This window comes from Acetobacter cerevisiae, assembly GCF_001580535.1.
Taxonomy (GTDB): Bacteria; Pseudomonadota; Alphaproteobacteria; order Acetobacterales; family Acetobacteraceae; genus Acetobacter; species Acetobacter cerevisiae.
On record NZ_LHZA01000156.1, the window covers coordinates 56,166 to 69,348 of the forward strand.

The window sequence follows — 13,183 nt, forward strand, 5'->3', positions numbered from 1 at the left end:
TTGCACGAAGAGCGCCCGATGAGCACACGTCAGACTGGCCTAGGCCCGGTTCATATTTATGTCTGCCATCATGCTGCGGGCATTACTTTTGAAGATGAGGTGTTTCGCCCTATTCAGGTGGGCCGGGCGCTGGCCAACACGCACCTGCCCATCCGCGGGGACGATACGGGTGACACGATTTCCAGCAAAAACCGGGAATATTGTGAACTGACAGCCCTGTACTGGGCGTGGAAGAATGACCCGGATGCCGCATGGATCGGCTTTATGCATTATCGGCGGTTTCTGGATTTTGCGTGCACAGGCCTCAAGACCGACCAGTTTGGCTGCATTACCCTGCAGGACATGACGCCTCAGACGCTGAAGCAGATGGGCCTGAACGCCGCCACCGTCCGCAAGACGATTGAAAACACGCCCAACGCCTGCGCCATTCTCCCGGAGAAGTGGTCCGTGCGGAATGTCGGCTTTACGTCGTTCTACCAGCATTATGTGGAAGCCGATTACCACTTCGCGCATGATCTGGCCCTGACCCGCGCCGTGATTGCCGACCTGTACCCGGATGATCTCCCCGCGTTTGATACGGTCATGGCGGCGGATGAGGGCTACTTCACCAATGTCTTTGTCTTCCGGCGGGACCTGTTTGACACCTATTGTACGTGGCTGTTCGCCATTCTCTCAGAAGTGGAAAATAGGGCCGACCTGACCAATTACTCCGCACAGGCGCGCCGGATTTATGGCTATCTGGGCGAGCGGCTGTTCAATGTGTTCATGGCCTCCCCGCATGTGCCCAAAGAGGGCGTGATTGAACGCGCACGCTGCTTCTTTGAAAACACAAAAACCGGCAAGGAGGTCATCCTCCCCAAAAGCCCGCCGGCCCCGGCGGCAAACGCCGTTACCATTGTCACCGCTGCGGATGAAAATTTTGTTCCGCATCTGGCCGCGTTGCTGGAATCCATCAAGGCCTCCTTCAACCGGGACCATTTTCTGGAACTGGTTGTGCTGGATGGGGGTATTCCGCCCCTTAAGCGCAATCTTCTCAAACGGCAGTTCCATATCGACCTGCCCGCCAGCAAAGGCAGCCTGACCTTTCTGGATTGCCAGCATATGTATCGCGGCATCAGCACGCATATGCATTTCTCGCCGGCCACGTTTTACCGGCTCTCGCTGGGGCAGCTTCTCCAGCACCATCCGCGCGCCCTCTATATTGATTGCGACACCATTGTTCTGGCCGACCTGTGCCGCCTGTGGGACACACCGCTGAATGGGGCAGTGATTGCGGCAACACCGGACCTGATCATGAAGAATTTCGTGAATGCAGGTATCCGCTCCATGGAAGAAACCGGCGCACTCCCCGCCAGCCGCTATCTGAGCGAATATCTGGGGCTGCAGGGCCGGGGCGATGCCTATTTTCAGGCCGGTGTCATCCTGTTTGATCTTGATGCCTTCCGGGCCGCCAATATTTCCAATGCCGCCATCAGGGATCTGAGCAACCGGCGCTACTGGTTCCTTGATCAGGATATTCTGAACAAATATCTGATCGGCAAAGTTAAAATGCTGGATACGTCATGGAACTGTGTAAACAGCATCCGCGAGATCTTCCCGCATCTGAATGCCGACTGGCGCGCCAAGGTTCTGGAAGACCTCAAAGACCCGAAAATTGTGCATTATGCCGGGTATGAAGCCAAACCCTGGAACAACCGCAACGCGCCGCTGAGCTTCTTCTACTGGTTCTTCCTGCGGAAAACCTTCTGGTATGAAGCCATTTTCCATGGCGGCACGGCCCCCGGGGATGAACCGGCTCCCTTCCGGCACAGCCTGTTGCGCCGGGTGCTAACGCGCGGCTGGCATCTCCTGCCGCGCCCCCTGCGCAGACCTTTGTCCGGGGTTGCGTCACGCATCAAGCAAGCGTTGTAAGGCCCGATATGCCTCATCAACCTGCGCCATCAGCCGGACAAAATTTATGCAAGGTGACAGCCGTCATTGTCACCTGCAACCGGCTGCCCATACTGAAAACAGTTCTGGAGCACACGCTCGCACAGAATTTTTCAGCCGTGGTGGTGGTCAATAACGCCAGTCAGGATGGCACGCGGGACTGGCTGGAAACCCAGACGGACCCGCGCCTGCATTGCGTGCATGAAACCGTAAACAGCGGTGGTGCAGGCGGATTTGCACGCGGCATGGACTATGCCGCCCGCCAGACAGACTGTGACTGGCTTGTCTGTTTTGATGATGACGCCTGGCCGCAGCCTGACGCACTCAGAATCTTTCAGTCCCTGCCCTTGCCCCCCAGTGTGGGGGGAGTAGCGGCTGCGGTCTATTTCCCCAACGGGACTGTGTGCGACATGAATCGCCCCGGTCTGAACCCGTTTGCCAGTATTGGGAAATTTTGCAGCCTTCTGAAAAGCCGCAGACGTACCTTTGCCATAGATCCAGCCGCCTACCAGCAGACCAAACCTTTGCCAGTCGATTATGCATCCTTTGTGGGCTTTTTTGTGCGTGCCGCTCTGGTGCGTGGCCCGCTGGGATTGCCGCAGAAAGACCTGTTCATCTATGCGGATGATATTCTCTACGCATGGAAGTTACGCAGTCTCGGCCTGAAAATTTTGTTTATACCGGCCATCCGGTTTTCTCATGACTGCAAGACCACGGTCAGCTTTGCGCGCAACCGGTGGAAAATCTACTACATCGTCAGAAACCGAATTCTTTTTTACAAGAAAATTGCCGGATGGCTCTTCCTGCCGTTTACCCCGCTGCTGCTGCTCAGCACGCTGAAGCTTTACTGGAAAAACCGGACAACTCCACGTATCCGCTCCCTGATGCTCGCTGGCCTGCGGGACGGTTTGCGCAATGATACCAGCCGCGCACATACCAACATTGTGACCCTTGCCGACGAGTCCTGAGACAGATGGGATTGCAGCATGAGCCAAGGGGGATAATACTTCCTCCGCCATGCTGTGTCTTACCCCCTCATCTGGCGAAAACGCCCTCCTGATTTTCGGCTGCATAACAGGCTGGGTTTCGTCATGAGTTGTGCGTCCCGCCGCCAGAGCACGCAACAGGGACGCATCCGTCTTCGTACCCTCTCAGAAACACTCCCCCCGCCGCAGCTTCCCCTGCCGCACTTTGATATCACCCTCCCGCCGCCGGACCTCAGCCCGTGGCAGGACGGGAATTGCGGTATTCCCGGCGCCTATCATTTTGAAGCCACACATCCCGGCCCGCACGTCGCGATAACAGCGCTCATGCACGGCAATGAATATGCCGGGGCATATGCTCTAGACCATTTACTTACTCACGCTGTTCGTCCGGAACGGGGCCGACTCACTCTGATTTTTCTGAATCTGGACGCCTATGCGCGGTTTGACCCGTGTCGTCCTACCCTGTCCCGCTTTATTGATGAGGACATGAACCGGCTTTGGCAGCCAGACCTCATTGCCTCGGCACATACATCGCATGAAATGGACCGTGTGCGCGCCGTAGTGCCAATCCTCAACACGGTTGATGCGCTGCTGGATCTGCATTCCATGCTGTGGCCAGCTGACCCACTTTTTTTGAGCAACATGACAGAAAAAAGCCGCGTGCTGGCCTCAGCACTTTCGGCTTTTCAAACCCCTCCGCCGCTGGTGGTGCAGGATAGCGGGCATGAGGATGGTCCCCGGCTGATTGATTACGTGCGCTTTGCCTCCAACCGCACAACCGCCAAAGCCTGCCTGCTGGAAGCTGGCCAGCACTGGCAACCCGCAGCCGCCACGCTAGCCTTGAGCGTCTGTCAAACTTTTCTGGAACAGATGGGCACCGTCTCGCCAAGTGGCAGCACCAACAGCACGGCTAGCCGCCAGAAGGTGCGGCATGTCACGGTGACAGATAACGTACAGGCTCTCACGCCCCGTTTTGTGTTTGTCAAAACGTTTCGCAGTGGCGACATTATTAAAAAAGCAGGAACTTTACTGGCATTTGACGGGTCTGAAGAAATCAGAACCCCTTATGATAACTGCCTGCTGGTCATGCCCAACCTCAGGCCGATGCGCGGGCATACCGCAGTGCGGCTGGCCCGCTATACCTGAAGAACCCTGAGGCCGGGGCCGAAACCCCCGCCTCAGAATTCCAGAGTTTAGCGGTTATAGATCGGGAAGCGGGCGCAGAGTTCACGCACGCGCTCATGCACGGCGTTTTCAACTGCGGCATCACCTTCCCCGCCGGAAGCGGCGAGAGCGGTCAGCACTTCGTCAATCATCTCGCCAATCTGGCGGAATTCCGCTTCACGGAAGCCACGGGCCGTTGCTGCCGGGCTGCCCAGACGCACACCGGAGGTGATGGCAGGTTTTTCCGGGTCAAACGGGATGGCGTTCTTGTTGGCGGTAATGCCTGCGCGTTCCAGAGCGTGCTCTGCAGCTTTACCGGTCACTTTCTTGGGCCGCAGATCAACCAGCAACAGGTGCGAATCCGTTCCACCCGTCACAATATCAAACCCGCGTTCCACCAGAACTTCGGCCAGAACATTGGCGTTCTTCTGGACGGCTTTCTGGTATTCCTTGAATTCCGGCTCAAGCGCTTCACCAAAGGCCACGGCCTTACCGGCGATCACATGCATCAGCGGGCCACCCTGCAGACCCGGGAAGACAGCGGAATTGATCTTCTTGGCCAGCGCTTCATCGTTGGTCAGGATCAGACCACCACGCGGGCCACGCAGAGTTTTATGCGTGGTGGAGGTCACCACATGCGCATGCTCAAGCGGGTTCGGATACAGGCCAGCGGCCACCAGACCAGCAAAATGCGCCATATCGACCATCAGGAACGCGCCAACTTCATCCGCAATACGACGGAAGCGGGCAAAGTCGATGATGCGCGGATACGCAGACCCACCAGCCACGATCAGGGTCGGTTTGGTCTCGCGCGCCAGACGCTCCATTTCCTCGTAGTCCAGCAGGCCGTCATCTTTGCGCACGCCATACTGGACAGCGTTGAACCACTTGCCGGAATAGTTCGGGGCAGCACCGTGCGTCAGATGGCCACCAGCTGCCAGGCTCATGCCCAGAATGGTGTCGCCCGGTTTGGACAGCGCCATGAAGGCGGCCTGATTGGCATTGGCACCGGAGTGCGGCTGCACGTTGGCAAAGCCTGCGCCAAACAGGGTTTTAACGCGCTCAATGGCCAGAACTTCGATCTTATCGACCTCAGAGCACCCGCCATAATAACGGCGGCCGGGATAGCCCTCCGCATATTTGTTGGTCATTACGCTGCCCTGAGCCTGCAACACGGCTTCAGACACCATGTTTTCGCTGGCAATCAGTTCAATGCCGTCCTGCTGCCGCTTCAGCTCACTGGCGAGCGCTGCTGCAACATCCGGATCCGTCTTTGTAACCGGCGCATGAAAAAAACGATCCAGATCCGTCTGGCTCATCAGGAGCTCCTCATTTCATCTCGTTCAACCGGTCTGTGCACTGTCCTGTAAGTGCCAGGCCGTTCGTTACGTTTAAAACACATCTTGCTAAGAGAGATACTCTAGCCTCTCTATGGGACGAAGACCACCAATTGCTCTATACGTCGTTTTCTTCACGGTCGAGACAGGAGAGAAAAGTCTATGACGCAAAGGCCTGCATCTTCCGCAGCGTCATTCATTACGCGCTGCATGCCTTTGGATAAGCTGGAATCCTCGCAAGGCCTCAAGCGTGTTCTTGGTCCGGGCAGCCTTGTTGCCCTTGGCGTGGGGGCTACCATTGGCGCTGGCCTTTTCTCTCTGACAGGCATTGCCGCGTCTGAAAATGCCGGACCGGCCGTTATCCTCTCATTCCTGATTGCGGCCATAGCCTGCGGATTCGCAGGGCTGTGCTACAGTGAACTCGCCAGCATGATCCCCATTGCCGGCAGCGCCTACACCTACGCCTACGTCACGCTGGGTGAGCTGATGGCGTGGATTATCGGCTGGGATCTGGTTCTGGAATACGCAGTGGGTGCCGCTACGGTAGCGGTCAGCTGGTCACGCTATGTGGTCTCGTTGCTGGATTCGTGGGGCCTTGTGCTCCCTCCACGCCTGACAGCCTCCCCTTTTGAGACCGTGCAGATGCCAGACGGCAGCCTGACAGTCGGGCTGATGAACTTGCCCGCCGTCTTCATCATCGGGCTGGTCTCCATGATCCTCATCCGCGGCATCTCCCAGTCTGCCAAGGTCAATGCCGTCATCGTCGTCATCAAGCTGCTGGTGATTGCTGCCTTTATCGGGTTTGGCATTTCCTACATCCATCCGGCCAACTACCACCCCTTCATCCCGCCGAATGACGGCACGTTCGGCCATTATGGCTGGTCCGGCATCATGCGGGCCGCGGGCACAATCTTCTTCGCCTATGTCGGGTTTGATGCGGTTTCCACCACAGCGCAGGAAACCAAGAATCCGGCGCGGGATATGCCCATCGGCATTCTGGGCAGCCTGCTGGTCTGCTCGCTGGCCTATATCGCGTTCTCCTTCGTCATGACCGGTCTGGTCAATTACAAGGACATGCTGGGTGATGCCGCCCCGGTTGCCACCGCCATTAACCGCACGCCCTACCACTGGCTGCAACTGGCAGTAAAAATCGGCATTATCTGCGGCTTTACCTCTGTGCTCATGGGCATGCTGCTGGGCCAGAGCCGGGTGTTTTTTGCGATGTCACGAGACGGCCTGCTGCCGCCCATGTTCAGCCGCACGCATCCGAAGTTCCAGACGCCTTGGCTGTCCAACATCTTCTTCATGATCATCACCTGCCTGCTCAGCGCCTTTCTGCCCATTTCCGACCTTGGGCATATGACGTCCATCGGCACTCTGCTGGCCTTTGTGCTGGTCTGTGCGGGCGTGATGGTGCTGCGCCGCAAATCTCCGGATGCTCCCCGCGCCTTCCGCGTACCGGGCGGGGATCTCATCCCTGTGCTGGGCATTCTCAGCTGCTCCGCCGTCATGATCTCACTGGACAAGCTGACATGGATCCGGCTGGTCGTGTGGCTGGCCATCGGCATGGCCATCTATCTGGGTTACGGGCGCTATCGCAGCGTTCTTGCGCGGTCCTGACTCCCGCGCGCATGGGGTTGCATAACGCGGGAAGCGGCGCATACTCGCTTCCCGCTGTTCACCCCCGTCGGGTTTCTGCCTGATCTGGCCTCGCATTGCCCGGCCCATCAGGCCCGCCCGACACGCAATGGAGATCCCGCCCATGCTGGCTGGTCGCTTCCCTCAGGCCCGCCCTCGCCGTAACCGGTTTGATGATTTCACGCGCAGACTGGTCGCTGAATCCTCTCTGGGCATCAATAATCTGATCTGGCCGATTTTCTTCATGGAGGGTACCAACTCCGTGACAGATGTGGCCTCCATGCCCGGCGTGCAACGCGTCACGCTGGACCGGCTGGCCACCCATGTTGAACCTGCCGCCAAACTGGGTATTCCTGCACTGGCCCTGTTCCCCATCACACCGCCTGAAGCCCGGAATGAAACAGGCTCCGAAGCCCTGAACCCGGACAACCTGATGTGCCGGGCCGCGCGCCTTCTGAAAAAAGAATTCCCCAATGTGGGTCTGATTGGCGACGTGGCGCTGGACCCCTACACCAGCCATGGTCATGACGGCATTATCCGGAATGGCTATGTGGTGAATGATGAGTCCGTCACCATTCTCGCTCAGCAGGCTGTTAATCAGGCTGCTGCCGGGGTGGATATCCTTGCTCCGTCCGACATGATGGACGGACGCATTGGCAGCTTCCGCACGGAACTGGACAAGAACGGGTTTGTTGATACCCGCATCATGTCCTATGCCGCCAAATATGCCAGCGCCTTCTACGGTCCGTTCCGTGATGCTCTGGGCTCCGGGGGGCTCCTGAAAGGCGACAAGAAGACCTACCAGATGGACCCCGCCAACAGCGATGAAGCTCTGCGTGAAGTGGAGATGGATATTGCCGAGGGCGCGGACATGGTCATGGTCAAGCCGGGCCTGCCGTATCTGGACATCATCCGCCGCGTGCGGGACACGTTTGCCGTGCCGACCTTCGCTTATCAGGTCTCCGGTGAATATGCGATGCTGATGGCCGCCATCCAGAATGGCTGGCTGGACCATGAGCGCGCCGTAATGGAAAGCCTGCTGGCCTTCCGCCGCGCTGGTGCTCATGGCGTGCTGACGTACTTTGCGATTGAAGCCGCAGAGCGCATCAAACAGACATACGGCGTCTGAACAGCAGCCGAAGCCCCGCGCTTCGGCTTCCGCCCGCATCGCCTTTCTGTGAAACCTGTTTTGGCCGGAAAGCCAGTGCGTTACGGGCGGCGTTCCTGTTACAGTCTGGCAGGCTGTTTGTTTTACCAGCCTGCCACTCCTTTTCCGGACATGACGTATGGTTTCTACACTGCGGCAATCGCAGTTTTTCTACACCACAGCGCCCCAGCCCTGCCCTTATCTACCGGGACAGATGGAGCGGAAGGTGATTGCGGATCTCGCCGTCCCCAATGCGGACGCCCTGCATAACCGCCTCTCCCGCGCTGGCTTCCGGCGCAGCCATACGCTGGCTTATGCGCCTGTGTGCGCCACCTGTTCGGCCTGCACGCCTATCCGCATTCCCGTGCATCGCTTTGAACCAGACCGCACGCAGCGGCGCACCCTGCGCCACAATGCCGATCTGCACGCCATGCGCATCCCGCCCATCACCACGCCGGAACAATACGCCCTCTTCCGCCGCTATCAGATAGCACGCCATACGGACGGTGACATGGCCACCATGACGGGAGAAGACTATCGCAGCATGGTGGAAGACACACCCGTGGAAACCATGCTGTTTGAATTTCGAACAGAAGCGGGTGAACTGATGATTGTCAGCCTGATTGACCGGCTGGAAGATGGGCTGTCGGCTGTCTACAGCTTCTATAACCCGGACCTGCCCCGTCGTTCACTCGGTAGTCTGGCCGTGCTGTTCCTTATTGAGGAAACCGCACGCCTTGGCCTGCCTTACCTGTATCTGGGTTACTGGATTCAGAAAAGCCGGAAGATGTCCTACAAATCCCGCTTCCAGCCTGCCGAAATCCTGACCCACGGCGTCTGGCACACGCTGGATGCTGAGGCGTAATACTCCTGTTCAGGCTTTCTTGAGCGCCCAGGAGGGGGCTTCCTTACCCACAGCGGCGCGTTTCCCCACCCAGGTCTGAAGGTCAGCAAACGGACGCAGGCGCACGTTGCCGGGCCATAGCAGGCCATCCTCAGCTTTAAAGACAACTGCATTCTTCAGGGACTCACTGGCTTTGGCATATTTCTGCAAGCCAACACCCAGACCACGCCCCATGACCGGCAGTTGCTCCAGCGGGAAAATCAGGAAGCGACGGTTACTGCCCAGCACAGCAACCTGATCACCTTCTGCAGGCACGCAGAGTTGTGCGCTTTCCTCGCCCTTCAGGTTAAGTACCTGACGGCCTGAACGCTTTTCCGCCACCATGCTCTCTTCGTCCACCAGCATGCCGCGCCCGGCGCTGGAGGCGACAAGGCGACGCGCACCGGCCTGCACCGGGAACACGGTAATCACGTCTTCATCGTTCGAGAGATCAAACAGCAAACGCACTGGCTGGCCATCGCCACGCCCTCGCGGCAGGTCCGCACCTTTCACGGTAAAGGCGCGCCCATCTGTGCCGAAGAAGCACAATTTATCTGTGCTCTGGCAAGGCACCGCAAGGCGCAACCCGTCGCCTTCCTTGAACTTCTGGTTCTCCAGATCAACAGCATGGCCTTTCACAGCCCGCACCCAGCCTTTCTGAGACAGGATGAGGGTCAGAGGCTCACGCTCCACCGTTTCCACTACGGAGATATCAATGGGAGCCGGAGCGGACTGGAGCGTGCTGCGCCGTTTGCCCAGCTGACCTTGCCCGAATTTCTTGACCATGCCCTCAAGTTCGCGCCCGATACGGGACCAGCGCTTCTTCTCGTCACCCAGCAGCGTTTCCAGTTCGGCCTTCTCGGCTGAAAGCGCGTCATGCTCCTTGCGGATTTCCAGCTCTTCCAGCCGGCGCAGGCTCCGCAGCCGCATATTGAGCACAGACTCGGCCTGCAGATCGGTCAGTGAGAACGTGGCAATCAGGCTGGCCTTCGCATCATCTTCTTCACGAATAATGCGAATGACCTCATCCAGATTCAGATAAACTGCCAGGAAACCTGCCAGAATTTCCAGCCGACGCAGGACAGCGTCCAGACGGTGGCGGCTCCGACGCTCCAGCACCACATGGCGATGGTCCAGCCAGGCACGCAGAACGTCCTTCAGGCCCATAACACCCGGTGCGCGGTCCGCGCTCAGCACGTTCATGTTCAGCGGGAAGCGGCTTTCCAGCGTGGTCGCCCGGAAGAGGGTTTCCATCAGCACTTCTGGCTCAATGCCGCGTGTTTTTGGCTCCAGAACCAGCCGGATTTCATCCGTGCTTTCATCCCGAATGTCGCCCAGAAGCGGCAGCTTCTTCTGCTCCAGAAGATCGGCAATCTGCTCAATCAGACGAGATTTCTGCACCTGATACGGAATTTCGGTGACAATAATCTGCCAGGTGCCAAAACGCCCCTGTTCGACTTCCCACCGCGCCCGCATGCGGAAGCCACCACGCCCTGTCTCATAGGCTTTCAGAATGGCGTCCGAATCTTCAACAATCAGGCCACCAGTCGGGAAGTCCGGCCCCGGCATCAACGCCAGCAGTTCAGCCGTGGTACTGTCTGGCTTACGGGCCAGCAGTGCAGCAGCCGCACAGACTTCGGCAGCATTATGCGGCGGAATGCTGGTGGCCATCCCCACAGCAATCCCGGCCGCACCATTGGCCAGCAGGTTCGGGAAAGCTGCTGGCAACACAACCGGTTCCTGCTCTTCACCATCATAGGTCGGGCGGAAATCGACGGCATCATCTTCAATACCGTCCAGCAGAGCCTTGGCGACTTCGGTCAGCCGCGCTTCCGTGTATCGCATGGCGGCGGCGTTATCGCCGTCAATAGAACCGAAGTTCCCCTGCCCTTCCACCAGCGGGTAGCGAGCGGCAAATTCCTGCGCCAGACGCACAAGGGCCTCATAGACCGAGGCATCCCCATGCGGATGGAATTTACCAATAACGTCACCAACCACACGGGCGCATTTCTTGAAGCCGGAGGACGGGTCCAGCTTGAGCTGGTGCATGGCGTAAACAAGCCTGCGATGCACTGGCTTGAGGCCATCCCGCACATCAGGCAGCGAGCGCGACATGATGGTGGACAGCGCATAGGCCAGATACCGTTCACTAAGCGCATCCGCCAGTTTGGTATCCTCAATATGGCCTTCAAATGTCTCGCTCATTTCCTGCTCCCCAGACCCAATGCCGGCTCTCATACAGCCTGAGACATAACGCTGTGGCGCGTTTTGTTCTAGTCTCCTTCTTCTTCAGGCGTCTCATTCGGCTGTCCGGCAAGGCGCGCCACACGATCCACCAGCCGCTCCCGCGCTGCGGGCAGGGGGCGATGCCGCTGTCCGAAGGCGTCCCGCGCCAGAAAATGACCTGTCAGCCGCAACCCGGACAGCCAGTCCTCCGGTGTGCCGGTTTCCTCCTCAGACAGCAGGAAGGACGGAAGCGGCAAAAGCCTGTCTTTCCATTCCCCGGCACCGTCTTCAGACACCGCTTTTCCTGTTTTGGGGGATACATAGGCGAGGCCCGTTGTGGCGCCTGTCACTGCGCAAGCGGAAAAATCGAGACCAAAGCCAAGTTCCGTCAGCAAAGCGCATTCCCAGCGCACCACATCCGGCAGCCCTTCCCGCTCGGACACGGCGGGGTCAAACCCCAGAAAACTGAGAAGTTTTACCGTTTTGGCAAACAGTATCGGGCACGGCTCACCTTCCGGTAAAGCCGCATCGGCCAGCACACAGACGGACTGGACCATGGCCAGCGTGAGCGGCGCATCCAGCAACCGGAAGCCGCAGCCATACAGTAATTCACCCGAAAGCCGGACGATGCCGCCGGCAGAGCGAGCCTGAAAACGGGTTTTAACCAGATTTCCCGGCTGCCATAACGCGCTGCCTGCACGGGATCTGGCCCCATAAACCACACCGCGCACCAGCCCGTTTTCTTCTGTCAGCACATGCACACGGGCGTTATTTTCGCCCAGCAAGGCCGCAGAAAGCACAAGGGCGGGAGCCTCCCTGTCGAAGGAAGTCCCGCCCTGTTGCATCATCGTGCAGAAACGCCTGACTTAGACGCCGGAAACCTTGGCCACTTCAGCAGCAAAGTCGTCGGCTTCTTTTTCAATGCCTTCGCCCAGCTGGAAGCGGTCAAAGCCAACCAGCTTCACGCCAGCTTTCTCCAGAACTTTCTTCACGCGGCTTTCACCGTCATGCACCCACACCTGCTCCAGAAGAACAACTTCTTCATAGAACTTGCGGATACGACCTTCGACCATCTTTTCGATGATGGCTTCCGGCTTGCCGGAGTCTTTCGCCTGGTCGATCAGCACAGCGCGTTCACGCTCAACTTCAGCCTGATCAAGGCTGGTCACGTCCAGAGCGGACGGACGCGTTGCAGCAACATGCATGCCAATCTGACGGCCGAGCTGGGTAATGGCGTCAGAAGCAGACGGAGCTTCCAGAGCAGCCAGAACACCAATCTTGCCAACGCCCGGGCGCAGGGCACCGTGCACATACGTTGCCACAACGCCAGACGGCACCGTGAACACGCGAGCACGACGCAGGGACATGTTCTCACCAATGGTGGCGATCAGGTGCGTCAGTTCGTCAGCAACGGTGCGGCCGCTGGCCAGCGTTGCTGCCTTGATAGCTTCCAGATCGTCACCGACCTTAAGAGCAACCTGAGCAACAGATTCAACAAAGCTCTGGAACGCTTCGTTACGGGCCACAAAGTCCGTCTCGGCGTTCACTTCAACCATGGCTGCTTTTTTGTCTTCGGATGCAACAGCAACCAGACCTTCAGCAGCGGTACGGCCGGACTTCTTGGCAGCAGCCGCAAGGCCCTTGGTGCGCAGCCAGTCAACGGCACCTTCAATTTCACCGTTGGACTCGTTCAGAGCCTTTTTGCAGTCCATCATGCCTGCGCCCGTTTTTTCGCGCAGTTCTTTGACCAGTGCAGCGGTAATGGCCGCCATAGTTCATCTCCTTAAAAACCGGAACGCGCCCCTGAGGGCGCGCACAGGGCTGTCATGCCTATGTGCAGGCATCTATCGTATCTGAAAAACCGGCCCGGCAG

The 13,183-nt window shown here is 58.3% G+C and carries 10 protein-coding genes; 6 read left to right on the top strand and 4 right to left on the bottom strand.

The features are described from left to right. Positions 1-18 precede the first annotated feature (18 nt). The 3 genes from AD928_RS12450 to AD928_RS12460 all read left to right on the top strand — a co-directional run bounded on the left by AD928_RS12450 (position 19) and on the right by AD928_RS12460 (position 4,061). A complete protein-coding gene (locus tag AD928_RS12450) occupies positions 19-1,911 on the top strand; it encodes a DUF4422 domain-containing protein (RefSeq protein WP_062250908.1) in 1,893 nt (630 codons plus the stop codon). Positions 1,912-1,964: 53 nt separating this feature from the next. Beyond that, positions 1,965-2,897 carry a glycosyltransferase gene (locus tag AD928_RS12455; RefSeq protein ID WP_062250909.1) on the top strand — a complete coding sequence of 311 codons (933 nt, stop codon included), beginning with the start codon at positions 1,965-1,967 and terminating at the stop codon, positions 2,895-2,897. A gap of 123 nt (positions 2,898-3,020) precedes the next feature. Continuing rightward, positions 3,021-4,061, top strand: a complete 1,041-nt coding sequence (locus tag AD928_RS12460; protein WP_062250910.1) for a M14 family metallopeptidase — start codon at positions 3,021-3,023, stop codon at positions 4,059-4,061. 47 nt (positions 4,062-4,108) lie between these two features. Here AD928_RS12460 and glyA read toward each other — a convergent pair whose 3' ends face one another. Next, positions 4,109-5,398, bottom strand: coding sequence for a serine hydroxymethyltransferase (gene glyA, locus AD928_RS12465; RefSeq protein ID WP_062250911.1), 1,290 nt, complete (start codon positions 5,396-5,398; stop codon positions 4,109-4,111). Between the two features lie 180 nt (positions 5,399-5,578). On the opposite strand from glyA, the gene AD928_RS12470 reads away from it, so the two are divergent. The 3 genes from AD928_RS12470 (at position 5,579) to AD928_RS12480 (ending at position 9,066) form a co-directional block, all read left to right on the top strand. Continuing rightward, complete coding sequence (locus tag AD928_RS12470; RefSeq protein ID WP_062141512.1) at positions 5,579-7,036, top strand: amino acid permease; 1,458 nt, start codon at positions 5,579-5,581, stop codon at positions 7,034-7,036. Positions 7,037-7,178: 142 nt separating this feature from the next. Beyond that, positions 7,179-8,183, top strand: a complete 1,005-nt coding sequence (hemB, locus tag AD928_RS12475; protein ID WP_062250972.1) for a porphobilinogen synthase — start codon at positions 7,179-7,181, stop codon at positions 8,181-8,183. Positions 8,184-8,340: 157 nt separating this feature from the next. Then, the gene (locus AD928_RS12480) at positions 8,341-9,066 is read left to right on the top strand and encodes an arginyltransferase (protein WP_062250912.1); all 726 of its coding nucleotides are present in this window, start codon (positions 8,341-8,343) and stop codon (positions 9,064-9,066) included. A gap of 9 nt (positions 9,067-9,075) precedes the next feature. Here AD928_RS12480 and parC read toward each other — a convergent pair whose 3' ends face one another. The 3 genes from parC to tsf form a co-directional block, all read right to left on the bottom strand. Then, positions 9,076-11,289 carry a DNA topoisomerase IV subunit A gene (gene parC, locus AD928_RS12485; RefSeq protein ID WP_062250973.1) on the bottom strand — a complete coding sequence of 738 codons (2,214 nt, stop codon included), beginning with the start codon at positions 11,287-11,289 and terminating at the stop codon, positions 9,076-9,078. A gap of 68 nt (positions 11,290-11,357) precedes the next feature. Beyond that, the gene (recO, locus tag AD928_RS12490) at positions 11,358-12,158 is read right to left on the bottom strand and encodes a DNA repair protein RecO (protein ID WP_062250913.1); all 801 of its coding nucleotides are present in this window, start codon (positions 12,156-12,158) and stop codon (positions 11,358-11,360) included. 18 nt (positions 12,159-12,176) lie between these two features. Beyond that, positions 12,177-13,082, bottom strand: coding sequence for a translation elongation factor Ts (tsf, locus tag AD928_RS12495; protein ID WP_062141506.1), 906 nt, complete (start codon positions 13,080-13,082; stop codon positions 12,177-12,179). Positions 13,083-13,183: the final 101 nt, after the last annotated feature.

Excerpts from the sequence above, each read along its gene's own strand:
- AD928_RS12450 (WP_062250908.1), top strand. The coding sequence starts at position 19 with ATGAGCACACGTCAGACTGGCCTAGGCCCGGTTCATATTTATGTCTGC.
- AD928_RS12460 (WP_062250910.1), top strand. The coding sequence starts at position 3,021 with ATGAGTTGTGCGTCCCGCCGCCAGAGCACGCAACAGGGACGCATCCGT.
- glyA (WP_062250911.1), bottom strand. The coding sequence starts at position 5,398 with ATGAGCCAGACGGATCTGGATCGTTTTTTTCATGCGCCGGTTACAAAG.
- AD928_RS12470 (WP_062141512.1), top strand. The coding sequence starts at position 5,579 with ATGACGCAAAGGCCTGCATCTTCCGCAGCGTCATTCATTACGCGCTGC.
- hemB (WP_062250972.1), top strand. The coding sequence starts at position 7,179 with ATGCTGGCTGGTCGCTTCCCTCAGGCCCGCCCTCGCCGTAACCGGTTT.
- AD928_RS12480 (WP_062250912.1), top strand. The coding sequence starts at position 8,341 with ATGGTTTCTACACTGCGGCAATCGCAGTTTTTCTACACCACAGCGCCC.
- parC (WP_062250973.1), bottom strand. The coding sequence starts at position 11,289 with ATGAGCGAGACATTTGAAGGCCATATTGAGGATACCAAACTGGCGGAT.
- recO (WP_062250913.1), bottom strand. The coding sequence starts at position 12,158 with ATGATGCAACAGGGCGGGACTTCCTTCGACAGGGAGGCTCCCGCCCTT.
- tsf (WP_062141506.1), bottom strand. The coding sequence starts at position 13,082 with ATGGCGGCCATTACCGCTGCACTGGTCAAAGAACTGCGCGAAAAAACG.